This is a genomic window from Pseudomonas sp. MWU13-3659 (assembly GCF_023757525.1).
GTDB lineage: Bacteria > Pseudomonadota > Gammaproteobacteria > Pseudomonadales > Pseudomonadaceae > Aquipseudomonas > Aquipseudomonas entomophila_E.
Genome location: NZ_JAMSHW010000004.1, coordinates 167,915 through 191,230 on the forward strand (window position 1 = coordinate 167,915; position 23,316 = coordinate 191,230).

23 protein-coding genes are annotated in these 23,316 nt (G+C 65.2%); 9 read left to right on the forward strand and 14 right to left on the reverse strand.

Going from position 1 to position 23,316, the window contains the following annotated elements:
- Positions 1–32: 32 nt before the first annotated feature.
- The gene (locus NGM28_RS07670) at positions 33–932 is read left to right on the forward strand and encodes a LysR family transcriptional regulator (RefSeq protein WP_252089517.1); all 900 of its coding nucleotides are present in this window, start codon (positions 33–35) and stop codon (positions 930–932) included.
- A gap of 278 nt (positions 933–1,210) precedes the next feature.
- Complete coding sequence (locus NGM28_RS07675; RefSeq protein WP_252089518.1) at positions 1,211–2,410, forward strand: MFS transporter; 1,200 nt, start codon at positions 1,211–1,213, stop codon at positions 2,408–2,410.
- Here NGM28_RS07675 and NGM28_RS07680 read toward each other — a convergent pair whose 3' ends face one another.
- Positions 2,411–3,022: a LysE family translocator gene (locus NGM28_RS07680; protein WP_252089520.1), complete on the reverse strand. Its 612-nt coding sequence runs from the start codon at positions 3,020–3,022 to the stop codon at positions 2,411–2,413.
- A 99-nt stretch (positions 3,023–3,121) separates the two neighbouring features.
- On the opposite strand from NGM28_RS07680, the gene NGM28_RS07685 reads away from it, so the two are divergent.
- Positions 3,122–4,087 (forward strand): GlxA family transcriptional regulator, encoded by a 966-nt coding sequence (locus NGM28_RS07685; protein WP_252089522.1) that lies wholly within the window; start codon positions 3,122–3,124, stop codon positions 4,085–4,087.
- Between the two features lie 64 nt (positions 4,088–4,151).
- Here NGM28_RS07685 and NGM28_RS07690 read toward each other — a convergent pair whose 3' ends face one another.
- The 9 genes from NGM28_RS07690 to NGM28_RS07730 all read right to left on the reverse strand — a co-directional run bounded on the left by NGM28_RS07690 (position 4,152) and on the right by NGM28_RS07730 (position 13,021).
- Positions 4,152–5,006 carry a CAP domain-containing protein gene (locus tag NGM28_RS07690; protein WP_240063032.1) on the reverse strand — a complete coding sequence of 285 codons (855 nt, stop codon included), beginning with the start codon at positions 5,004–5,006 and terminating at the stop codon, positions 4,152–4,154.
- A gap of 166 nt (positions 5,007–5,172) precedes the next feature.
- The gene (locus tag NGM28_RS07695; protein WP_252089524.1) at positions 5,173–5,784 is read right to left on the reverse strand and encodes a cell wall hydrolase; all 612 of its coding nucleotides are present in this window, start codon (positions 5,782–5,784) and stop codon (positions 5,173–5,175) included.
- Positions 5,785–5,832: 48 nt separating this feature from the next.
- Complete coding sequence (locus NGM28_RS07700) at positions 5,833–6,750, reverse strand: AEC family transporter (RefSeq protein WP_252089525.1); 918 nt, start codon at positions 6,748–6,750, stop codon at positions 5,833–5,835.
- 151 nt (positions 6,751–6,901) lie between these two features.
- Positions 6,902–7,351 carry a DUF1842 domain-containing protein gene (locus NGM28_RS07705; protein ID WP_240063029.1) on the reverse strand — a complete coding sequence of 150 codons (450 nt, stop codon included), beginning with the start codon at positions 7,349–7,351 and terminating at the stop codon, positions 6,902–6,904.
- 19 nt (positions 7,352–7,370) lie between these two features.
- The gene (locus NGM28_RS07710) at positions 7,371–7,964 is read right to left on the reverse strand and encodes a DUF1842 domain-containing protein (RefSeq protein WP_252089527.1); all 594 of its coding nucleotides are present in this window, start codon (positions 7,962–7,964) and stop codon (positions 7,371–7,373) included.
- Between the two features lie 262 nt (positions 7,965–8,226).
- On the reverse strand, positions 8,227–8,904 hold the full coding sequence (locus NGM28_RS07715) for a DUF3313 domain-containing protein (protein WP_240063028.1): 678 nt from the start codon (positions 8,902–8,904) through the stop codon (positions 8,227–8,229).
- Between the two features lie 195 nt (positions 8,905–9,099).
- The gene (locus NGM28_RS07720; protein WP_252089528.1) at positions 9,100–10,395 is read right to left on the reverse strand and encodes an NAD(P)/FAD-dependent oxidoreductase; all 1,296 of its coding nucleotides are present in this window, start codon (positions 10,393–10,395) and stop codon (positions 9,100–9,102) included.
- A 13-nt stretch (positions 10,396–10,408) separates the two neighbouring features.
- Entirely contained in the window at positions 10,409–11,497 is a 1,089-nt protein-coding gene (locus tag NGM28_RS07725; protein ID WP_252089531.1) for a polyamine ABC transporter substrate-binding protein, read from the reverse strand.
- 165 nt (positions 11,498–11,662) lie between these two features.
- A complete protein-coding gene (locus NGM28_RS07730; RefSeq protein WP_011534065.1) occupies positions 11,663–13,021 on the reverse strand; it encodes a glutamine synthetase family protein in 1,359 nt (452 codons plus the stop codon).
- Between the two features lie 150 nt (positions 13,022–13,171).
- Between NGM28_RS07730 and NGM28_RS07735 the strand changes: the two genes are divergently transcribed.
- Positions 13,172–14,095, forward strand: a complete 924-nt coding sequence (locus tag NGM28_RS07735) for a helix-turn-helix domain-containing protein (RefSeq protein WP_252089533.1) — start codon at positions 13,172–13,174, stop codon at positions 14,093–14,095.
- Between the two features lie 92 nt (positions 14,096–14,187).
- Here NGM28_RS07735 and NGM28_RS07740 read toward each other — a convergent pair whose 3' ends face one another.
- The gene (locus tag NGM28_RS07740) at positions 14,188–15,573 is read right to left on the reverse strand and encodes an aldehyde dehydrogenase family protein (RefSeq protein ID WP_252089535.1); all 1,386 of its coding nucleotides are present in this window, start codon (positions 15,571–15,573) and stop codon (positions 14,188–14,190) included.
- A gap of 105 nt (positions 15,574–15,678) precedes the next feature.
- Here NGM28_RS07740 and ptrR point away from each other — a divergent pair, with 105 nt between their 5' ends.
- From ptrR to NGM28_RS07760, 4 genes are all read left to right on the forward strand, one after another.
- Positions 15,679–16,551, forward strand: coding sequence for a putrescine utilization regulator PtrR (ptrR, locus tag NGM28_RS07745; RefSeq protein WP_213661189.1), 873 nt, complete (start codon positions 15,679–15,681; stop codon positions 16,549–16,551).
- Between the two features lie 123 nt (positions 16,552–16,674).
- The gene (locus tag NGM28_RS07750) at positions 16,675–17,118 is read left to right on the forward strand and encodes a carboxypeptidase regulatory-like domain-containing protein (protein WP_252089536.1); all 444 of its coding nucleotides are present in this window, start codon (positions 16,675–16,677) and stop codon (positions 17,116–17,118) included.
- A gap of 81 nt (positions 17,119–17,199) precedes the next feature.
- On the forward strand, positions 17,200–17,946 hold the full coding sequence (locus NGM28_RS07755) for a phytanoyl-CoA dioxygenase family protein (RefSeq protein WP_252089538.1): 747 nt from the start codon (positions 17,200–17,202) through the stop codon (positions 17,944–17,946).
- Between the two features lie 209 nt (positions 17,947–18,155).
- Positions 18,156–18,677 carry an acyloxyacyl hydrolase gene (locus NGM28_RS07760; protein WP_011534057.1) on the forward strand — a complete coding sequence of 174 codons (522 nt, stop codon included), beginning with the start codon at positions 18,156–18,158 and terminating at the stop codon, positions 18,675–18,677.
- Between the two features lie 93 nt (positions 18,678–18,770).
- Here NGM28_RS07760 and NGM28_RS07765 read toward each other — a convergent pair whose 3' ends face one another.
- From NGM28_RS07765 to NGM28_RS07775, 3 genes are all read right to left on the reverse strand, one after another.
- Complete coding sequence (locus NGM28_RS07765; protein ID WP_252089540.1) at positions 18,771–19,661, reverse strand: universal stress protein; 891 nt, start codon at positions 19,659–19,661, stop codon at positions 18,771–18,773.
- Positions 19,662–19,818: 157 nt separating this feature from the next.
- Positions 19,819–20,970, reverse strand: coding sequence for an acyl-CoA dehydrogenase family protein (locus tag NGM28_RS07770; protein WP_252089542.1), 1,152 nt, complete (start codon positions 20,968–20,970; stop codon positions 19,819–19,821).
- A gap of 16 nt (positions 20,971–20,986) precedes the next feature.
- Positions 20,987–22,057: an enoyl-CoA hydratase/isomerase family protein gene (locus tag NGM28_RS07775; protein WP_252089543.1), complete on the reverse strand. Its 1,071-nt coding sequence runs from the start codon at positions 22,055–22,057 to the stop codon at positions 20,987–20,989.
- 408 nt (positions 22,058–22,465) lie between these two features.
- Between NGM28_RS07775 and NGM28_RS07780 the strand changes: the two genes are divergently transcribed.
- Positions 22,466–23,314, forward strand: coding sequence for a helix-turn-helix transcriptional regulator (locus NGM28_RS07780; protein ID WP_252089728.1), 849 nt, complete (start codon positions 22,466–22,468; stop codon positions 23,312–23,314).
- The last annotated feature ends 2 nt before the right edge of the window (positions 23,315–23,316 follow it).

Sequence of the window (23,316 nt, forward strand, 5' to 3'; positions counted from 1 at the left end):
AGGTTCCGGGTTTTGCCCCAGGGATAATCGCAATGGACAAGCTGCTGGCGATCAAGGTGTTCATGGCCACGGTCGAGGCCCAGGGGTTTTCCGCCGCCGCGCGCAAGCTTGGAGTAGCGACTTCCTCGGTGACCCGGCTGGTCGATGCACTGGAGAACGAACTGGGCGCCTCCTTGCTCAATCGATCGACGCGCCAGGTCAGCCTGACCGAGGCGGGTGCGGGTTACTACCAGCGTGCGAGGGACATCCTCGAGGCGCTGGCCGAGGCCGATGCCCGCGTGGCCGACCGCGGTGAGGAACCCGTTGGCGTGCTGCGCCTGTGCCTGCCGGTGGAGTTCGGTAGGCGGGTGATCGCACCGCACCTGGGCGCATTTCTGGCACGTCACCCAGGGATGGAGCTGGACATCGACCTCAGCGACCGCTTCGACGACCTGCTCGATGGCCGCTACGACATGACCATTCGGCTTGGGGAGCCGGTGCCCAGCGATGAACTGGTGTGTCGCCCGCTGGGGCGCTTCGAGCGCTGGCTGGTGGCCAGCCCGGCCTACCTGGCGCAGCGGCCGCCCCTGGAGCACCCCCGGCAGTTGACCGACTGCGCCTGCCTGCGTTTCCGCTATGGCCAGTCGGCCAGACCTTGGCGCTTGAAGCGTGGCGAGCAGACGCTGGAGCTGGATGTCGCCGGCCCGCTGCGTAGCGCCAATGCCGACCTGCTGCGTGAGGCGGCGATGGCCGGCAGCGGTGTGGCCCTGCTCGCCGACTGGCTGGTGCGCGAGGATGTCGAGGCCGGCCGCCTGCGGCGGCTGTTCAGCGACTGGCAGGCGAGCCCCGGGGCGGCCAGCACCAGCATCAATGCGTTGTATTTGCCCAATCATCGGGGGTCGAGGCGGGTGATGGCTTTCGTCGGTTTCTGCGAGGCGCTGCTGGCGGGGTGAGGAGGTGATGTTTGGCGGTGGCCTTGAATTGCTCCCGAGACCGAGCGCCGCCCGCGCGGCGCATCGCGGATGAATCCGCTCCTACATCGATTGCATTGTTCGGCTTGTTTGCATGGCTGATGCGCCGTGGGCGGCGCTTGATCTCATAGACGCTGCAACGCTTGCGTCCGGAGCGTTGCGTCCAGCGCAAAGGCCCGTTGCGCTGACGTCGGATTCTCTGCAACGGCGATGCACGGCACCATGCACGCACTTTCCGTCGATTCCCGAGGCAACCTCCCATGAATCCCTCCCTCGCTGTCGCCCAGCCGTCGGCCCCGGGCCTGAGCCGGGCGCTGGTCACACTGCTGGCGTTCTGCTGTGGCGCCATCGTCGCCAATATCTACTACGCCCAGCCGATCGTCAGCCTGATCACCCCGGACCTGGGGCTGTCCACCGAAAAAGCCAGCCTCATCGTGTCGTTGACCCAGCTTGGCTATGCCCTTGGCCTGCTGTTGCTGGTGCCGTTGGCCGACCTGCTGGAAAACCGCCGGCTGATGATCGCCACGGCGGTACTGGCCACCGTCAGCCTGTTACTGGCGGGCACCAGCGGCCATGGCCAGGGCCAGTTGTTCCTGGGATTCGCCTTGCTGATCGGCTTCAGTTCGGTGGCGGTGCAGATGCTCATCCCGCTGGCCGCCCACCTGGCGCCGGAGCAGCAACGCGGTCGGGTGGTGGGCAACATCATGGGTGGGTTGCTGCTGGGTATCCTGCTGGCGCGGCCACTGTCGAGCCTGGTGGCCGACCACTTCGGCTGGCGAGCAGTGTTCATCGGCGCGGCCGGGGTGATGCTGGCAATCATCCTGCTGCTGGCGCTGACCCTGCCGCGTCGGGTGCCCGAGCACAAGGCCAGCTACCCCGGGTTGATGTTGTCGCTGGTCGGTTTGCTGCGTCGCTACCCGCTGCTGCGTCAGCGTGCGCTGTACCAGGCGCTTATGTTCGGTGCGTTCAGCCTGTACTGGACGGCGGTGCCGCTGGCCCTGGCAGGCGAGCATGGTCTGTCGCAGAGCCAGATCGCGTTGTTCGCCCTGGTGGGCGCAGTGGGGGCGGTGGCGGCACCGCTGGCTGGGCGCCTGGCCGACGCGGGGCACGCACGGCGTGGCTCGTTGCTGGCGATGGCCCTGGCACCCATGGCGCTTCTGATGGGCTTGAGCGCGCCAGGCATGAGCGTGATCGGCCTGGGGTTGACGGGCGTGTTGCTGGACTTCGCGGTGCAGATGAACATGGTGATCGGCCAACGTGAGGTGTACGCACTCGATCCGGCCAGCCGTGGCCGGCTCAACGCACTGTACATGACCAGCATTTTCCTGGGCGGTGCCGTGGGTTCGGCGGTGGCCAGCGGTGTCTACGCGCAGTTTGGCTGGAACGGTGTGGCACTGGCGGGCGCCACGCTGCCCGCCCTGGCGTTGCTGGTGTTCCTGGTGATCTCGCGCAAGGGCTGATCAGCGGCCCAGAGGCAGCGCCACGCCAATCAGGGCGAACAGACTGCCACAGCAACGATTGAAGCCCCTGCCGCCCTTGGCCAGCCAGGGGCGGATACGAAATGCCAGGCGCGCCAGCAGCCACTCGACCAGGCACTCCACGCAGGCGAAGGTCGCCGCCAGCACCACGAACTGCATCGCCAGGCCCCGGTTCGGGTCGATGAACTGGGGCAGGAAGGCACCATAGAACAGCAGGACCTTCGGGTTGGCCACGGCCGACAGCAGGCCCTGGCGGAACAGCCCGGCATTGCTCAGGCTCGCCTTGGCTTCAAGGGGTTTCAGGTGCAACGCCGGCGTGCGCCACAGCTGGACGCCCAGCCATATCAGATAGGCACCGCCCACCCACTTCATCACTGTCAGCAACGATGCCGAGGCCAGCAGCAGCGCGCTCAGGCCAAACAGGGTGAGGGCGATCAGGGCGGTGAAGCCGACGCCACCACCGATGATCGTGAACAGCGTGCGCCGGGCGCCATAGAGTGCGCCATGGGTGAGCGCCAGCAAACTGTTGGGGCCTGGAGTCAGCGACAAGCCGAGGCAGGCAAGCAGGTAAATGAGCCAGGTATCGAGTGCCATGTAGGTGCCTTGGGTGTTTTCAGGAGGCCAGTATGAAACAGGTCGATGCCGGCACAGCGTATGATCTGGTCATTTCATGGTGATATCTGGACACTCTGCATGACCCCTGACTTGCGCCTGCTGATCTTGCCTTTGCCTGAGTTCGCCCTGCTGCCCCTGGGCGCCTTTCTCGACAAGCTGCGTTTTTCCGCCGATGACGAAGACTACAGCCGCCAGCGCTACTGCCACTGGCACGTACTGGGGCTGGACGGGCAGCCGGTGCCTTCGAGCAGCGGCGCGGTGCTGCAGGTGGAAGTGACGCCGGAACAGGTCGAGTGGCGCGAGTTTGACTACCTGGTGTTGTTCGGCGGGCGCAACGCCACCGCAACGGCGGTGCTGGCCCCTGTGTATCGGGCATTGCTAAGGCGTGCGGTGAAGGCTGGCGTGAAGTTGGTCTGTGTCGACAATGCCGCCTTCCTGTTAGCGGCTTGCGGTTTGCTGGATGGGTTCAAGGTGGTGGTGCACTGGCGTCATGAGGCCGAGTTCCGGGCCAGCTTTCCGCGCGTGCAAGTGCTGACCGAGCAGTTGTACTGCATCGACGGCCCACGCATCACCTGTGCGGGCGGCACTGCGGCCGTCGACCTCGCGGTGGAACTGATCGCGCGGGCCTGTGGCCGAGCCAGGGCGCTCAAAGGCCTGGCGGACATGCTGGTGGACGAAAGCCGTGACAGTCGCCACGCACTGCGCTCTTTGGAGGCCGGGCCGGGGCAGGGGCGCCAGGTGCAGCGTGCCCTGGCATTGATGCGTCATCACCTGGCGGCGCGGCTGTCCATCGAACAGCTTGCGGCGCAGTTGGGCATCAGCCGCCGCCAGCTCGACCGGCAGTTCCAGGCCAGCCATGGCATGAGTGCCAAGGCCTGGTGGCAGGAAATGCGCTTGCAACAGGCGCGGTGGCGGTTGCTCAACTCGAGCCACAGCCTGGCGCAGATTGCCGACGAGGTGGGGATGGGGGATGCCAGTTACCTGGGCAAGTGGGTGAAGCGGCGGTTTGGTTGCACGGCATTGGCGTTGCGCAGGGCGCGTTAGAGGCAAGGCTGCGCCTTGCGTTCGCCAGCAAGGCTGGCTCCTACAGACCGTGCGCCATCCGCGCTTACTGGGGGGTACCGAACAACCCCGTCCAATAGATCCCGGCATCGCTCTTCGGATCGACCGCATACGCCGCCCCCAGCTCGCGGTAGTCCGGGTTCATCAGCGTCGCGCAATGCCCGGGGCTGGCTAGCCAGCCATCGACCACCTTGCCCGCGGTGTCGCGCCCGGCGGCGATGTTCTCGCCGATCTGCCGGTACAGGTAGCCGGCCAGCTCGGCACGATCACCCGGCGTACGGCCGTCGCGGTCGATATGGTCGAAGAAGTTCTGGTTGGCCATGCTGCGCGTGTGGTTGGCGGCTACGCCAGCCAGCGTGCTGTTCCAGGCCAGCGCCGGGGCGGCGGGGAAGGGCTGGCCGCCGCACTGGCGTGGCACGTTGCGCGCGGCGTTGATCGCCTGCAGCAACTTCTGCCCCTCGGCCTGCCAGTCGCCCAGGCGGCCACTGAGCAGCGGCCGGGCCAGGACGATGCGCCAGTCGCGCCCCTCCTGGCTGACACCGATATCGACGAACTGCGGGTCGAGCACCACCTGGCAGAAGCTTTCCTCGATGGCCCTCATCGCCGCCTGGGCATCGCGCGGGCCGGACAGGCTGATGGCCTGGACGTTGACCATGGGGTAGGCGGCGCGGCTCATGGCCTGTTGCAGGTCGCGGGTGCCCTCCGGCGAGAGTGCCAGGCGGGTGTCACTGCTGAGCGGTGGCAGCTCCAGCGAGGCTTCGCCACCGCAGCGCTGGGCCTGGCTGCGATAGACGTTGATCGTATCGATCAGTTGCGCTTCCTCGCCGGTGAACGCCAGGGCACTGGTCGAGGCCAGCAGCGACAGGCCGTAGAGGCAGGCAACGGATGACAGGACGCGCATGTGGATCTCCCTATGACTGGCAACGCCGGGGTGCGAGCCCGTCCGCGCTGCTCATCCTACACAAGCGCACGGGTTTTGGCCCGGCCCTGTGCAGTGCGGCAAAGGGGCAATAGACCGTCGATGATGGCAAAAGTGCGGTCACTGGGTGAGGTTTCGCAGGACCGCGCTATCTGGCCAGCGCCTGGTTGGGTGTGTAGAACAGGAAATGCGTGGTCTCGGCGGTCTTGCGGTAAGTCTTGGCCCAGTCGGGGCTGACGTTGCGGTCGTGGAAGTACAGCGCACCCCCGGTGGGGTCCTTGAGCTGCTGGTTGAGGGCCTTGCGTGCGATTTCCTTGGCCACCGCGTAGCGCTCCTCTTCTTCCACCTGGTCGGGACGCCCGTCGCACCACCAGGAGAACTGGCAGCTCTTGCTCTCCACCCCTTGCTTGACCACCCCGCAAATCGTGTTGGGGAAACCTTCGTGGCCCAGGCGGTTGAGCACCACGCTGGCCACTGCGCTCATGTCCTGGGCGTCGGCGCCTTTCGCCTCCCAGTAAATGGTGCGTGCCAGGCAAGTGATGCTGTCATCCATGGGGGCCTGGCCGGCCGGGTCGACCGCCTGTACCTCACTCGGGCTGATCTTTTCCTGCTGTTTGGGGGGCGGCGCGTCCTCGACGACTTTTTCTTCGAGTTTGTGCGCCTTGTCCTCGGCGACGGCGGCCTTCTGACTGTCGGCCGCGCCGAGAGGGCCTGCGAGCAGGGCCAGGAGCAGGCCGCAGAGCATCCAAGGTTGACGCATGGTCGAAGTCTCGCAGGGTGGGTTGCCTGTGAGTCTAGCCGTGCGCGCTCAATTCAGCGTCAAGCTCAGCATCAGGGGCAGGGTCACGGCGGCCGCCACGGTCTGCAGGGCGATGATGGTCGCCATCAGGGGCGCGTTGCCGCCCATTTGCCGGGCCATCACATAGGACGACGAGGCGGTTGGCAGTGCCTGGAAGAGGATGGCCACCACCGCGGCCTGGCCTTCTAGCCCGAACAGCCGACACAGGCCCCACGCGGTCATCGGCATCACCAGGAACTTGAACAGCGACGCCGCCAGCAGCGGCTTGGCCTGCTGGCCCAGGCGCGCACCGCCCAACGCCGCGCCCACGCATAACAGGCCAAGAGGCAAGGCAGCTTGGCCGAGTGCTTTCACCGTGGGCTCCAGCCCGGCGGGCAGGCCCAGGCCGCTGACCCGCAACAGCAGACCCCCGGCACAACCGACGATCAGCGGGTTGGCGAAGATCGCCCGCAGTACCGTGGCCGGTGAACTGTGGCGGGCACTGAAACGGGCGAACACCAGTACGCAGAGCAGGTTGACCAGCGGCACGATGGCGGCGTTGGCCACCGCCGCCAGGGCAATCCCGGCGCTGCCGTAGAGGCCGGCGGCCAGGGTGGCGCCGATGTAATTGTTGAAGCGCACGCCGCCCTGGAACACCGAGGTGAAATCGGCCCCGTCGTGGCTCGCCGCCCCCTGGTAGAGCACCAGCAGCAGGGCACCGAGCAGGGTGGACAGCATGAGCACGCCGACCATGCCCAGCACCGGCACGCCATCGAGGTTGGCGGTGGCCAGGCCGTGGAGGAACAGTGAAGGGAGCAGTACGTAGTAGCTCAGGCGCTCGGCGCCGGGCCAGAAACTTTCAGCGAGAAAGCCACGTACCCGCAGCCAGGTGCCCAGGGCTATGAGCAGGATGATCGGCACGAGGGTGGTCAGCAGCAGCGAAAGCATGGGTGTTGGTCCGTGGTCGGGTACGGACACAGCCTAGCGGGGAGCGTGGGTTGGAAAAAACGTTGTTTTCTGCAGGGTGTGTTGAGGAAAACTGCATCGACTGAAGGCGATGCGGGAGCCATCTGGCTCCCGCACGGTCACGCTGCCTGGATCAGGCGCTTTCGAGGTGGCGGATGGCCGCTTTCAGGCGCTCTGCCGGCTGATGCTGGTGGACGATCTCCGGCGCCTTGCGCACACGGCCGTGCTGGTCGACCCAGTGGCCGTTGATGAAGTAGCGGTAGCTGGCAGTGCCATAATTCCAGCCCTGGTCGAGCAGGCCTTGCAGGTGGAAGGTCTGGGCGATCTGGCTGAGCGGGCCACTGGGGCTGCCATCCAGGTGCAGGACGATCGACGGGCTGCCCACTGGCGCGAACGGCAGCTCGCTGTAACCGCCCCATACCTTGGCGTGGAAAACCTGCACGGGATGGGTGGTCTGGATGATGGTGGCCCTGCCGGTGACCTTCTTCTGCACGGTATTGACCAGCAGATCGAGGGTCAGGGTCGGTGCGCCGAGCAGACCATTGCTGATATTCAGGCGGGTATGAAAGAGTCCGAAGGACATGCTGATTCTCCTTGTCTGCTCAGGCTTTCTTGGCGGCCTTGGCGGCCGGGCTCTTGGTCGAGGCGAGGGCCTGGTCGAGGGCTTTGCCCACGGCACCGCTGGCCAGTTGCTTGAGCTGGGCAATGTCACCGGTGGCGATAACGGCCTCCAGGGTGGCGTTATGCAGTTCGGTCGCCAGGTCGACGTTCGCCAGTGTCTGGATACGCTTGAGTTCGAGCACGACCGGTACGTTGTCCACTTCGATCCAACGCTGGCCGTTGTAGTAGCGGTAGCTGGCCACACCCTTCTGCCAGTCCTGGTCGAGCAGTGCGCGCAGCTCGAACTGCTCCGGCGAGTTGGCGTGTGGGCCGCCATGGTTGCCACGCACTGTCAGCAGGATCTTGCCTTCGCTTGGCGGTTGCACGGTGAGGTAGCTGTAGGTGCCCCAGACATCCAGGTTCAGGTCCAGCGGTGGGTTGGTGGCCTGGGTGATTGTTGCGTGGCCGTTGACGCTACGGTCCGGCGTGTAGACCAGCAGGTCCAACTGCAGGCGCGGGGCACCTGGCTGGTTGTTGCCGATCAGGTAGGACACCGGGAAGAGGCCTTCCGACGGTGCGAGCAGCGATTCAGACATGATTGCCTCCATTGCATTCAATGAGTGAAGAACGGTTATGTCAGCTGGCGCAGGCGGAAGGAGGGGAGAGATTTCGAGCTGGCTTGCGCTCGAAAGGCCGTCGGGCTACGTCATGAAGACGGGCCGACGGGTGCGAGAGGCTGTTGGCAGCCAACTTGGGCAACCCATCCGTGGTATACGGGCCGCCTGCCTGGCAGCCCGCTTGAGTTAAGCAGGCCCGGCAGGCGGTGATGGCTTTTTTGCATTATCTCCGACGAGTGGCTCAGCGCTTTTTGTCGCGCATCGCCACGAAGCTGCGGCGCATGTCGCTGGCCCAGCCGTCCAGTACCGGCTTGACGTCATTCAGGGTCAGCTGGGTGGTGTCGTTTTCCAGCTCCTTGCCGCTGCCCTTGCGCACCACCTGGGCCAGCACCTTCTGGTTGGCGCCATCGAGGAAGGCGGCTTCCACGGCGATGTCCACGGCCTGGTCGCGGCCACCGGCGGCAGTGTTGACCGCTGCCGCCACCAGGGCGATGGGGATCACTTCATAGGGCTTGAGGCCCTCGGTGCTGGTGGACACCGCGGTGATCGCCGGGCGCACCACGATGGTGTTCGGGCCGGGCTCCTTGACCAGGGTGAGCACGCTGCCCAGTTCCCGGCGCATTGCTTCATTGAAATAGCGGGTGATCTCCTGCAGGGTCTGCGCCGAGATCACATTGGTCGGCTGCGGCTTGGGATAGAACTGGCTCGGTTCGATGAACACCTTGGTGTACTGGCTGGCCTTGATGTCCGGGTCGACCCAGCGCATCACCGGCGCGCCGGAAACGCTTTCGGCGGGCTTCAGGCGGCTGTAGTCCTTGAGAAAGCCGGAGTAGTCCTTGGGGTCGACCCGGTTGCTGGAACAGGCGACCAGGGCCAGCAGGGCGGCGCACAACAGGGTGGTGCGAGGCAGGTGCTTCATGATGACGAGGTCCATGAGGGAAGTGGCCAGAACAACGCTAGCAGGTGCTTGGCGGATGGCCAGCACCCAGGGCACTCTGCCTTCGCGATCGTTGTAGGAGCCAGCCTTGCTGGCGAACCCGGCGCAAGCCGGCCTCGAGATTGGTGTTGCGGCTGTTCGCCAGCAAGGCTGGCTCCTACAGGGGGCGTGCGCGCGTCAACCTAGCGCCTCGCGCACCCGATACCACAACATCCCCAGCGCCAGCAGCGGCGAGCGCAAGGCCTTGCCACCGGGGAAGGTCAGGTGCGGCACGGCGCTGAACACATCGAAGCCATGGCTGTGCTCGGTGGCTATCACCTCGGCGAGCAACTTTGCGGTCCAGTGGGTGACGTTCAGGCCATGCCCGGAATAGCCCTGGGCATAGTAGACGTTGGGGTATTGGCGCAGGCGGCCTACCTGAGGGAAGCGATTGGCGGTGATGCCGATCATGCCGCCCCACTGGTAGTCCAGGCGCACATCGGCCAGTTGCGGGAACACCTTGAGCACCTTGGGCCGCATATAGGCGCCGATGTCCTTGGGGTCGCGCCCGGAGTAGTGGCAGGCACCGCCGAACAGCAGGCGGTTGTCGGCGGTCAGGCGGTAGTAGTCCAGGCCGACTTTCTGGTCGCACAGCGCCATGTTCTGGGGGATCAGGGTGCGGGCGAGCGATTCGGGCAGCCGTTCGGTGGCCACCACATAGCTACCCGCAGGCAGCACCTTGCCGGTCAGGCGCGGTTCCAGTTCGTCCAGGTGAGCGTTGCAGCCCAGCACCAGGCTCCGGGCGCGGACCTTGCCCCGCGCGGTGTGCAGGGTCACGGTGCTGCCGTGCTCGATGCGCACGACCGGGCTTTGCTCGAAGATGCGCACGCCCAGGCCATGGGCCGCCCGCGCTTCACCCTGAACCAGATCAAGCGGGTGCAGGTGCCCGGACCCCATGTCCACCAGGCCGCCGGCGTACAGGTCACTGGCGACGATCTCGTGCATGCGCCCGGGTTCGACCAAGCGTGTCTCATGGTGATAGCCCAGTTCCGCCAGGTCGCGCTGTTCCTCTTCGAAGGCGGCGAACTGCGCCGGGGTGTTGGCCAGTTCGCAGAAGCCCCAGCGCAGGTCGCACGCGATGCCGTACTGCTCGATGCGCCGGGCCACCAGCGCCACCGAGTCGATACCCGCCTGTTTCAGGTAGCGCACGCCATCCTGGCCGACATGCCGGGCAAAACCCGACACATCGTGGCCGATCCCGCGGATCAGCTGGCCGCCGTTACGCCCGCTGGCGCCCCAGCCGATGCGCCGGGCCTCCAGCAGGATCACCGACAGGCCGCGCTCGGCCAGCTCCAGGGCGGCGTTGACGCCGGTCAGGCCGCCGCCGACCACGCAGACATCGGCTTGCAGGTCCTGGTCGAGCACCGGGTAGGGCGTACCCTGGCGTGCGCTGGCGGCGTAGTAGGAAGCGGTGTGTTCAGTCATGTGTGGCATGGGTGTGCTCGGCTCAGCGGTTGGACTTGATCTTGCTCCAGGAGCGGGTCATCTGCCGCAGGATCCCAGGGCTTTGCATGGTCGAGACATACAGCTTGTCCAGCACCTCCTGGGGCGGGTAGATCTCGGGGTTGTTCACCAGCGCCGGCTCCATGTCGGCCTTGGCGTCCGGGTTGGCGTTGGCATAGCCGACGGCCTTGCTGACCTTGGCGATCACCTTGGGGTCGAGCAGGTAGTTGATGAACGCCAGGGCCTCGTCGGGGTTCTTGGCGTCCTTGGGAATGGCCAGCAGGTCGAACCACAGGTTGCTGCCTTCCTTGGGGATGCTGTAGGCGACCTTGACGCCGTTGCCGGCCTCTTCGGCGCGGTGCGCGGCCTGCAGCACGTCGCCGGAGTAGCCGAAGGCAATGCAGACGTCGCCGTTGGCCAGGTCGGAGACGTACTTGGAGGAGTGGAAGTAGGTGATGTACGGGCGCAGTTCGAGGAAGCGGGCTTCGGCTTTCCTGTAGTCCTCGGCCTTCTCGCTGCGCGGGTTCATGCCCAGGTAGTTGAGCATGGCCGGGTACAGTTCGTCGGGCGAGTCCATGAACGCCACGCCGCACTGCTTGAGCTTCTTGAGGTTCTCAGGCTCGAACAGCACCGCCCAGGAGTCGATCTTGTCGATACCCAGCACCGCCTTGACCTTGTCGACGTTGTAGCCGATGCCGTTGGTGCCCCACAGGTACGGCACGGCGTACTGGTTGCCTGGGTCGTTCTGCTCCAGTTGCTTGAGCAGTTTAGGGTCCAGGTGCTGCCAGTTCGTCAGCTTGCTGCGGTCCAGCGGCAGGAACGCGCCGGCCTGGGCCTGGCGGGCGAGGAAATGGTTCGAAGGCACCACCACGTCGTAGCCGGTGCGCCCGGCCAGCAGCTTGCCTTCGAGGGTTTCGTTGGAGTCGAACACGTCATAGACCACCTTGATCCCGCTGCTGGCCTGGAAGTCGGCCAGGGTGGTGTCACCGATGTAGTCGGTCCAGTTGTACACGCTCACCGTCGGCTGGGCCTGCGCGGCGGCACCGAACAGCAGGGCGAAGGTTGCGGGGATCAGGGCTTTCGGATGACGCATGTCGACACCTCGTTGGTCTTTTTCTTGGTCGTGGTATTAACGATGGATCGGTGTTGCGGCGTTCGTTGTAGGAGCGGCTTCAGCCGCGATGCCGGCACCGCGGTGCCAGGCACCCGCTGCGCGGGTGATCGCGGCTGAAGCCGCTCCTACAGGGGGCGTTGCAAATCACACGCTCAACAGCAGGAACTCCCGTTCCCACGAGCTGATCACCCGCTTGAAGTTCTCGTGCTCGGCGCGCTTGACCGCGACATATCCCTGGACAAACTGCTGCCCCAGGTACTCGCGCACCACCTCGCAGTCCTCCATGTGCTGCAGCGCATCCTCGATGGTGATCGGCAGGCGCAGGTTGCGCCGCTCGTAGGCACGCCCTTGCACCGGCGCGCTCGGTTCGATCTTCTCGACCATGCCGATGTAGCCACACAGCAGGCTTGCGGCGATCGCCAGGTACGGGTTGGCGTCGGCGCCCGGCAGGCGGTTCTCCACGCGCATCGCCTCGGGGCTGGAGGTCGGCACGCGCAGGCCGGCGGTGCGGTTCTCCTCGCCCCACTCGACATTCACCGGCGCCGAGGTGTCGGGCAGGAAGCGGCGGAACGAGTTGACGTTGGGCGCGAACATCGGCAGCAGCTTGGGGATGTACTTCTGCAGGCCGCCGATGTGATGCAGGAACAGCTCGCTCATGCTGCCGTCGTCGTTGGCGAAGATCGGCTTGCCGGTGGCGATGTCGACCACGCTCTGGTGCAGGTGCATGGCGCTGCCGGGCTCGTCGGTGATCGGCTTGGCCATGAAGGTGGCGGTGACATTGTGCTTGAGTGCCGCCTCGCGCAGGGTGCGCTTGAACACGGTGATCTGGTCGGCCAGGTCGAGGGCGTCGCCGTGGCGGAAGTTGATCTCCATCTGCGCCGGGCCGTCCTCGTGGATCAGCGTGTCCAGGTCCAGGCCCTGGATCTCGCACCAGTCGTAGACATCCTCGAACAGCGGGTCGAATTCGTTGGCGGCGTCGATGGAGAACGACTGGCGGCCACTCTCCGCGCGGCCGGAACGGCCCAGCGGCACTTGCAGCGGCAGGTCCGGGTCTTCGCAGCGCTGGGTGAGGTAGAACTCCATCTCCGGCGCGACGATCGGCTGCCAACCTTTGTCGGCATACAGCTTGAGCACCTTCTTCAGCACGTTGCGCGGCGACAGCTCGATGGGGTTGCCCTGCTTGTCGAAGGTGTCGTGGATGACGATCGCGGTCGGCTCGATGGCCCACGGGATCTGGTACACCGCCGTGGGGTCGGGGCGGCAGACCATGTCGATGTCGGCGGCGTCGAGCAGGCTGTAGTAGATGTCGTCATCGACGTAGTCGCCGGTAACGGTCTGCAGCAGCACGCTTTCGGGCAGGCGCATGCCGCGCTCGTGGAGGAACTTGGCGGTCGGGGCGATCTTGCCGCGGGCAATGCCGGTCAGGTCGCTGATCACGCATTCGACTTCGGTGATCCGGTGTTCTTTCAGCCAGGTGGACAGCTGATCGAAGGGGGCGTTCATACAGACCTCTTGGTTGGGTTGTTGTGCGTCGCTCGCCAGTGGGCACTTCCCACGGGTGACGCTGAGGACTATCTTGGGCGCAGCCCGCGAGGGCGATCTATCCACTTTCTTCGCCGTTAAATGCACCAAAAGAGTGCAATAGGACAGTGCGTGACAGCGCCAATCGCCTTGCAAGTCCAGGATTTCCGGACCACCGATGTGACCGAACAGACCCGCGCCACCCCCGGCTGGCAGCAGCAGTACCGGCAGATGTCCCCGGGGCATTTCAACGGCCAGCTGCGCTGGTTGGGGCTAGAGGGCGTGGAGGTCTACGAGGAACGCCTCAACACCCGGGTCGAACAGTTCTTCCGCGCCCCCAGCGGTGCGCTGGCGTTCTGTTTCGACCGCAGCGAGAACAGCCTCTACCTGCTCAACGAAGACAGCCGCAACATCTGGATCACCCCCGAGAACTACCAGGAGGTGGCGGTGGTGTTCGAGCAGCCGTTCCTGGCCAGCCATGGCCTGGATGTGGAGCGCCTGCGCGGATTGTTCATGGTGCCGCTGACCTGCCAGCAGAACGCTCTGTTCGGCAATTGGCTGAGCGCCACGCTCACTCGCCTTGGGCAGGCCGACTGCCCGCTGGAGGGCAGGGCGTTGGCCGAGCAGTTGCTGGAGGACTGCTTGTTCATCCTCGACAACGCCGGCCAGCATCTGCAGCGTGATGCGCTGGGGCGGCGCGACGAAGCGCGGGCGATCATGCGCCGGGTCAGTGAATGGGCCGCCGACTGTCCCGACGAAACCCTCAACCTGGTGGCATTGGCCAAGGTCGCCAATGTGTCGGTTCGCCAATTGCAGCAAGCGTTCAAGCGCTTTACCGACATGCCGCCGGCGCTTTGGTTGCGGCTACGCCGGCTCAATGGTGCCAGGCGCGACCTGCTGTCGGGCGATGCGACCGTGGCCGAGGTGGCCATGCGCTGGTCGTTCTGGCACCTGGGGCGGTTCTCCGACAGTTACCGCCAGTTGTTCAGGGAACTGCCGAGTGAAACCCTCAGGCGAGGGCGCGTTCAGAACGCTGCACAAACGCGTGTAAGTTGATAGGGTGCACAGCGGACGCCCCGCATACCTGTAGGAGCCAGCCTTGCTGGCGAACACCGGCAAGGCCGGTGCCCGCCATCGCGGTAGCGCAATCAGTTACGATCCAGCCACACCGTCTGGGCATTGGTGAACTCACGCACGCCAAAGTGCGACAGCTCGCGCCCGAACCCGCTCTTCTTCACGCCACCGAACGCCACGCGGGGATCGGAGGCGCAGTAGCCGTTGATGAACACCCCACCGGTGTCCAGCGCCTCGGTCATGCGCTCGGCCAGGGCGTAGTCGGCGGTGTAGAGGGTCGAAGCCAGGCCGAATTCGCTGTCGTTGGCCAGTTCCACGGCGTGGTCGGCGTCACGGGCGCTGATGATCGCCGCCACCGGGCCGAACAGCTCCTGCTTGAACGCCGTCATCTCAGGGGTGACATTGGCGAACACGGTCGGTGCGTAGAAATTGCCCACGCCTTCGAGCTTGTGCCCGCCCAACAACAGGGTGGCGCCTTCGGCCAGGGTGGCCTGGACCTGGCCGTCGAGCTCGTCGCGCAGGTCGTAGCGGGCCATCGGGCCAATGTAGGTGGCCTCTTCCAGCGGGTTGCCGATGGTCAGCGCACGGGTGGCCTCGACGAACTTCTCGGTGAACGCCTCGACGATGCTTTCTTCGACGATCAGGCGCTTGGCGGCGGCGCAGACTTGGCCGGTATTTTGGTAGCGGCCGATCACCGCCGCTTTCACTGCGGCATCCAGGTCGGCGTCAGCCAGCACGATGAACGGGTCGGAGCCGCCCAGCTCCAGCACGCATTTCTTCAATGCGGCACCTGCCTGGGCGCCGATGGCCATGCCGGCGCGCACGCTGCCGGTCAGGGTGATGGCGGCGATGCGCGGGTCATTGATGGCGCGGGTGACACCCTCGGGGGTGACGTTGAGCACCTCGAACACGCCCTCAGGCAGGCCGGCACGCTTGAACAGGTCAGCCAGCAGGTAGGCGCTGCCCATCACGTTAGGGGCATGCTTGAGCACGTAGGTGTTGCCGGCCAACAGGGCCGGGACGGCGCCACGCAGCACTTGCCAGATCGGGAAGTTCCACGGCATCACGGCAAGGATCGGGCCGAGCGGGCGGTACTCGATGCGGGCCTTCTCGATCTGGGTCGGCTCGGGGGCGAGCATGGCCGGGCCGTGTTCGGCGTACCACTGGCACAGGCCGACGCACTTGCTCACTTCACCACGGGCCTGGGTGATCGGCTTGCCGATTTCGCGGGCGATCATCTGGGCAAACGCTTCGGCGTTGGCCTGCAGGGCCTGCGCCAGGGCGAGCAGGTATTCGCTGCGCTGGCCCAGCGACACCTTGCGCCACTGGCCGTAGCCCACCTTGGCACGTTGCAGCGCCGCTTCCAGTGCGGCGTCGGTGTCGAAGGCGTAATGGCCGATCTGTTCGCCGCTGAAGGGATCGACGGAGATGGCGTGGGTCAGGCTGCTGATCTTGCTCATGGCAGGACGCTCATTGTTTTGATGGGGTGAGCCCAGACTAGTGCTGGCGCGTTTTAATGAAAACTGAATAATACTGAGCGAAACATTCACGTTTGGAGAATGACTGTGGACCTGGTGCAACTCGAGATGTTCAAGGCCGTGGCCGAGCACGGCAGCATCAGCGCTGCCGCCCAGCATATCCACCGGGTGCCGTCGAACCTGACTACCCGTATCAAGCAGCTGGAAGAGGACTTGGGCGTCGAGCTGTTCATCCGCGAGAAGAGCCGCTTGCGCCTGTCGCCTGCGGGCTGGAACTTCCTGGAATACACCCGGCGCATCCTCGACCTGGTGCATGAGGCGCGCCTGACGGTAGCCGGCGAGGATCCGCAGGGCACCTTCGCCCTGGGTTCGCTGGAAAGCACGGCGGCGGTGCGCATTCCGGCGCTGCTGGCGGCCTACAACCAGCGTTACCCCAAGGTCGACCTGGACCTGTCCACCGGGCCCTCGGGGACCATGCTTGAAGGGGTGTTGTCCGGGCGCCTGGTGGCGGCCTTCGTCGATGGCCCGGTGCTGCACCCGACCCTCGAGGGCATGCCGGTGTTCGAGGAGGAAATGATGGTCATCGCGCCGCTCAACCACGCACCGGTGACCCGTGCCCGTGACGTCAACGGCGCGAGCATCTATGCCTTCCGCGCCAACTGCTCGTACCGCCACCATTTCGAAAGCTGGTTCGTCCACGATCAGGCCGTGCCGGGCAAGATCCACGAGATGGAGTCCTACCACGGCATGCTCGCCTGTGTCAGTGCTGGCGCGGGGCTGGCCATGATGCCGCGCAGCATGCTCGACAACATGCCGGGTTGCAGCACGGTCAGCGCCTGGCCGATGGCGGAGGATTTCCGCTATCTCAAGACTTGGCTGGTATGGCGACGTGGGACGGTATCGCGCAGCTTGAGCATGTTCATCAAGCTGCTCGAGGAACGCCGCGACGCGCCCCTGTAGGAGCGGCTTCAGCCGCGATGCGGACACTGCGGTACACGGACTAACGGCGCGCCGTTTTGCGAACGCCGGCACCTGGAAATCATCCAATGTGTGTACACCATCCCCCAAAGGGAGGAATGCACCATGCGTACCCATCACTACGGCCTGTGCGCGGCATTGATGCTGGCCCTGGCCATGCCCTGGACCCTGGCGGCGGCCGCCGACCTCAACGCCCCGATCGACCCACAGGGCGTGCAGCTGCAACCCCAGCAACAGAACGGCATCCGCTACCTGCAGGGTGGCATCGGCCAGGATGAAGCCAACGCCCTGTGTCGTACGCCAGGCTACGATTTGCACATCACCCTTTCCATTGGCCGCGATGGCCAGTTCCAGAGCGGGGCGGCGGTGGATATCCAGTCAGCACAGGGGCAATCGGTGCTGGCCTTGCAGGATGTTGGCCCATTGATCTTCGTGCAACTGCCACCGGGGCACTACCGGGTGACCGGCACGGCGGGTGGGCAGACCTTGCAGCAACTGGTGGCGGTGGATGGCAAGACGCCTGCCAGGGTGGACCTGAATTGGCACTGATTCGGTAGGAGTACAAATGTTCTCTTTGGGGTCGGCTTGGGGATTGGTTCGCCGGCAAGCCGGCTCCTACAGGGGGGCGGCATGAGTACGGGATCGCATCTGCAGGATTTGTGCGACGAAGGGTACACCGTGATTTCCGGTGTGCTGGCACCGCTGCAAATCGCGTTGCTGCGCTGTGCCATCGACGACCTGCAGCCGCTGCACTGGGACTACCAGGGGCTGTTGGAACACTACAAGTGTGTCTTCAACCGCGACCCGTTGTGGTTGCCGTTTCTCGACCTGCCACCGTTGATCGAGCTTGCCGAAGCCGCGCTGGGGGCCGACTGTCACGTGATTGGCCAGACGGCATGGCGCAGCCACCCAGGCTACCCTGGCATGGGGTTGCACCTGGATCATCTGACCATGGAACTGCCCGAGTGGCTGAGCAGCCTGCAAAGGTTTACCCAGCCGATGCAAATACTCACCGCGCAACTTTATCTGTGCGATATCGACCAGACGCTGGGGCCGACCTTGGTCGTGCCCGGCAGCCATCATGCAGGCCGCCCGCCCAGGCCGGGCGAGGGCAACTGGCAGGGGCAGGGCGCCGTGCCCATCCTGTGCAAGGCCGGTGACGCGCTGGTATTTCGCAGCGATTGCTGGCACGCCGGTGGCACCAACCACAGCAACGGGCAAATCCGCGACATGCTCCAGGTGCACTATGGCCGGCGGATGGTGGCGCAGAAGTTCTCCCCCTATCTCGCCTGGCAGTTCAATCCCGAAGTGCTGGCGGCGGCCACGCCCCGGCAGCGCAGACTGCTGGGTGAGCATGCGGAGTCGGAATACGATTGAACCTGCGAATGGGACGTACTGTCCTTCAACAATAGTGGCAAAACACTTCAACTTTGAGATTTTTCAGACAATAATCAAAAAACTATTACTACTTGTGACCCGGTGGGGTGCGCCGGGTCGCACGCGTACAACGAGGGGCTGAAGCTCCCGCTTTCCGCAGGCCAGGAAAACAGAGGCCTGTATGTGAAGACCATCAGGAGAAGTCATTGATGAAAACCCGTCTCGCCGCTTCCTTGGCCGCTGCCGTGCTGGCTTTCGCCGGGGCCAACCTGGCCCAGGCCGCGCAGGTTTCCGGTGCCGTGGGCGCTACTGGTCAAGGCGACATGACCTACCGCATCGGCCTGTCGTTCGATTGGGACAAGAAGTGGCTGGAAAGTAGCACCGGCTACGTGACGGGTTACTGGGATGCGGCTTACACCTATTGGGAAGGCGGTGATGCCAGCGGCGCTCACTCGCTGTCGTTGAGCCCGGTGTTCGTCTATGAGTTCAGCGGTTTCACCTACACCCCGTTCATCGAGGCCGGTATCGGCCTGGCGGCATTCTCCAAGACCGATGTGGGCGACCAGCGCATGGGCTCATCGGTCAATTTCGAGGACCGTATCGGCTTTGGCCTGAAGCTGCCGGCCGACCAGAAGATCGGACTGCGCGCCATGCATTACTCCAACGCCGGCCTCAAGCAACCGAACGACGGCATCGAGTCGTACTCGCTGTTCTACAGCAAGGGTTTCTGAACCCACGCCTGACCTTGTAGGCGCCAGCCTTGCTGGCGAACCGCGGTGGCCCGGTTCGCCAGCAAGGCTGGCGCCTACGGAATTATGGTTCGTTCAGCGCACAGCCTTGATCGCCAGCACGTTGCACAGCGGGTGCTCCAGCACGTGCGCCGTGGTGCCGCCCAGGAACGTCTGCATCGCGTCGTGCCGGTGGTTGCCCATGACGATCACATCCACCCGACTCTGGGCGATGTAGTGGGCGATCGCCTTGATCGCCGGCCCTTCGAGAAAGTGCCGCCGCTCCAATGCAATTTCATGATGATCGCCCAGGCGATTGAAGGCGGCACGCTGGGCCGCGCGCACGCTGCCGTCGAAGCCCGGCATGGTCACGGTGCCGGCACCGAAGTCGGCGATATGGGTCTTGGCCGCGTCGCAGACGTGCAGCAGGTGCAGCTCGGCGTTGCATTGCAGGGCCAGGGCATGGGCGCTGTGGATCACCTGTTCGTCCAGGTGTTCGCCGGCGCCATGGCTGTTGAGATCGACCGCGGCGGCGACCTGGCGCGGCAGGGGCAGGCGGATATCGCTGACCAGGTGGACAGCCACCGGGCTGTCCTTGAGCAACTGCCAGTCCAGGGGCGTGACCAACAAGCGCTTGAGCACCGGTTCGTGTTGCACATCCTTGACCAGCAGGTCGCAGCCCAGGCGCTCGATCTGCTCGATGGCACTGCCCAGTGGGTCGCGGGTCAGCAGCAGCTCGGTCGAGACATCCAGCCCGCTGTCGCGCAGTTGTTCCGCCGCGTCCGCCAGCCACTGGCGGTTGTCGTCGAGCAGGCGTTCACGCTCGCGGCTGTCGCTCATCAGGCCGAAGGTATCGACATCGTCGACGAAGATATTGATATCCAGCAGGGCGCCGCTGGATTCGGCCAGCGCCGCGGCCCGTTGCAGGGCAGGGCTGTAGCGCATCTGCGGGCCGAGCATGACGAACAACCGCTTGAACTGGCTCATCGCACACCTCCACGTGTGGCAGCCCCCCGTTCATGCCTGGTCTGTCTGGCCCTGGCCGTGCGTTGCGGCCAGGGTGTCGTCCATTGAGTCTAGTCGGGTGCAGCGGGCAAGGCTGCGCCTTGCATTCGCCAGCAAGGCTGGCTCCTACAGCGAACCGTCATAGCGGATAGTGCTTCAGCTCCCGCGCGATCAGCATGCGCTGGATCTCGCTGGACCCTTCGTAGATCTGGGTAATCCGCGCATCCCGGTAGTATTTCTCCACCGGGTAGTCCTCCAGGTACCCGTACCCCCCATGCACCTGGATGGCCATGGAGCACACCCGCTCGGCCATCTCCGAGGCGAACAGCTTGGCCTGCGAAGCCTCCGACAAGCATGGCTTGCCCGCCGTGCGCAGGCGGGCCGCATGCAGGATCAACAACCGCGCGGCATTGACCTGCACCTGCATGTCGGCCAGCAGGTTGGCGATGCTCTGGTGTTCGTTGATCGGCTTGCCGAACTGGATGCGGTCACGGGAGTAGACCAGCGCCGCCTCGAACGCCGCGCGGGCGATCCCCAGGGCCTGGGCGGCGATACCGATGCGCCCGCCCTCCAGGTTGGACAGGGCGATGGCCAGGCCCTTGCCGCGGTCACCGAGCAGGTTGTCGGCCGGGATGCGGCAGTTGTCCAGGGTCACGGCGCAGGTGTCGGAGGCGCGGATCCCCATCTTGTGCTCGCTGCGGTCGACCTTGAACCCCGGGTTGTCAGTGGGTACCAGGAACGCCGACAGGCCTTTCTTGCCCAGCTCCGGATCGGTCACGGCAAACACGATGGCCAGCTTTGCCCGGCGCGCATTGCTGACGAACTGCTTGGCGCCATTGACCACCCACTGGCCATCGACCAACTCGGCGCGGGTGCGCAGGTTGTGGGCCTCGGAGCCTGCCTGGGGTTCGGTCAGGCAGAAGCAGCCGATCACCTCGCCAGTGGCCAGCCGGGGCAGCCAGGCCTGTTGCTGCTCCGGTGTGCCGTAGGCCAGCAGCGGCCCGCAGCCCACCGAGTTGTGGATGCTCATCAGCGCGCCGATGGCGCCGTCACCGGCGGAGATTTCCTCGACCGCCAGGGCATAGGCCACGTAGTCGGTGTAGCTGCCGCCGAACTGCTCCGGGGCGACCATGCCGAGCAGGCCCAGCTCGCCCATCTTGCGCACCACCTCGTCGTCGATCCAGCCGGCCTTTTCCCAGGCCTGGGCATGGGGCGCGATCTCGCCGCGGGCAAAATCCCGGGCCATGTCGCGGATCATGATCTGCTCTTCGCTCAGTTCAAGGTCTTGCATCTGTGTACTCCCGGGCTCACAGGCCTTCGAAGAATTGGTCGACCCGCTGGGCAGTCAGGCCTGCCAGGGTGGGCGGGTTCCAGTGCGGCTGCTTGTCCTTGTCGATAATCAGGGCGCGTACGCCTTCGATGATATCGCCGTATTCGAACCACTGGCGGTCGATGTGCAGTTCCATGGCGAAACAGTCCTCCAGCGCCAGGTGGCGACCACGGCGCAGCAGTTCGAGGGTCACGGCCATGGCCAGCGGCGAGCGGGTTTCCAGCAGGTCGGCGGTGTCCAGCGCCCACTGGCGGCTGTCGCCGATGGCCACGGCGCGCAGTTGCTCGAGGATGCTCGGCAGGTCGGGCAGGGCGAAGAAGTGGTCGATCACCGGGCGCAGTTTCGCCAGTGGTGCGTCTTCCAGTGACTGGGTGCCCAGGCTGGCCAGCAGCCCTTGCAGGTCTTTGAGCGGGTTGGCGCCGAAGATCAGGTGATCGAGCCCGTCATCCAGGGCAGTGAGCTTTTCACTGTCCAGGTACCAGTCGGCCAGGCCGCAGTAGAGGGCATCGGCGGCCTTGATCTGGCTGCCGCTGACACCGAGGTAGATACCCAGCTCGCCTGGCACGCGGGAGAGGAAGTAGCTGCCGCCGACATCCGGGAAGTAGCCGATGCCCACCTCGGGCATGCCCAGCCGGCTGCGCTCGGTGACGATGCGCAGGTCGCAGCCCTGGGCCAGGCCCATGCCGCCGCCGAGGGTGAAACCGTCCATCAGCACCAGCACCGGCTTGCGGTAACGGTGGATGCACAGGTCGAGGGCGTACTCTTCTTCGAAGAAGTCGTGGTGCAGGGTGTCGCCGGCCTTGTAGCTGTCGTGCAGCGAGCGGATGTCGCCGCCGGCGCAGAAGCCCTTGGGGCCTTCGCCGCGCAGCATCACTGCGTGCACGTGTGGATCCTGGGCCCAGCGGTCGAGGTGCTGGCGCAGGTTGCGGACCATGTCGAGGGTCAGGGCATTGAGGCCGGCGGGGCGGTTCAGCGTGAGGTGGCCGATGTGGTTGCGGACCTCGGCCAGTACCTGATCCGTTGCCGAGGGTTGAGCGTGCGCGGTCATCGCGGTCTCCCTGCTTTGTTATTGATTTTCCAAGTGAAGTCCTGGAATGCGCGGGCGGGTCGCTGGATCCTGTCATGCAAATTTGCCCTGTACAATTGGCAAATATGCAGGGTTGCTGTGCATTTTTATCGTTTCGCGCATTCCTGGCCCGACGCGGCACTGTAGCAATTCCACGTCCCCTGTAGGAGCGGCCTTGTGCCGCGAAAGGGCTGCGTAGCGGCCCCAGGATATCAATGCTGTTGCGAAGATTGCCGGGGCCGCTTTACGGCCCTTTCGCGGCACAAGGCCGCTCCTACAGGTAGTGCGATGGTAATCCATCTGCTGGCGCTCACCCCGAAGGGTGATAGCCGCTTCATTGGCCCCATGAAACAATCCCGCCCAGCACTCACCCTGGCGGGGACGACAATAATGAGCAACGCCCAGCTGAACTCACCCGACTGGTACGCCCGGATGGCCCGCGTGGTCGATGCCATCGGCACGTCTGGTTTCGTCGAAGAACTGTTCGCCGCGCTCAACCAGTTGGCACCGTGCCAGGCCATCACGGTGTTCCTCTACCCGCGCAAGGGCCTGCCGTCGGCGCTGTTCGCCAAGGACGAAGACGGCCCCTGGCTGCCCGAGGGCAATGTGCAGAAGTACCTGGAAGGCTACTACCTGCTGTGCCCGTTCTACCGTGCCTGCATGGATGGCGTGGCCGCCGGCTGCTACCGCCTGAGCGATGTCGCCCCGGACCACTTCACCCGCAGCGAGTACTACACCGCGTTCTATCGCCATGCCCACCTGGAAGACGAACTCAACTACCTGGTGCCGCTGGACGCGCATCTGTCCATCGCCGTGGCCCTGGGCAGCACCCGGCGCCTGGGCAGCCGCCAGGTGGCCGAGCTCAAGTGCATCGCCGCCTGGGTGGTGGCGGTGGTGCGCCGGCACTGGGGGCACCTGGACGCCGAGGCTCAGGGCGGGCGCTTCGAGAGTGTGCTGGGGCGGCAGATCAGCGCGGCGCTGAACAACTTTGGTTCGTCACTGCTTACCGAACGCGAGTGCCATATCGCCCAGTACCTGCTGCGCGGCCACTCCACGCGCTCGCTGGCCGAGCGCCTGGGCATCAGCGAAGACACCGTCAAGACCCACCGCAAGAACCTCTACGCCAAGCTCGACATCGCCACCCAGGCCGAGCTGTTCTCACTGTTCATCGCTTCGCTGGCACAGGCCCAGGAAGGCTTGAGCAAGGACCCGCTGGAAAGCTACCTGCGACGGCGCTGAAC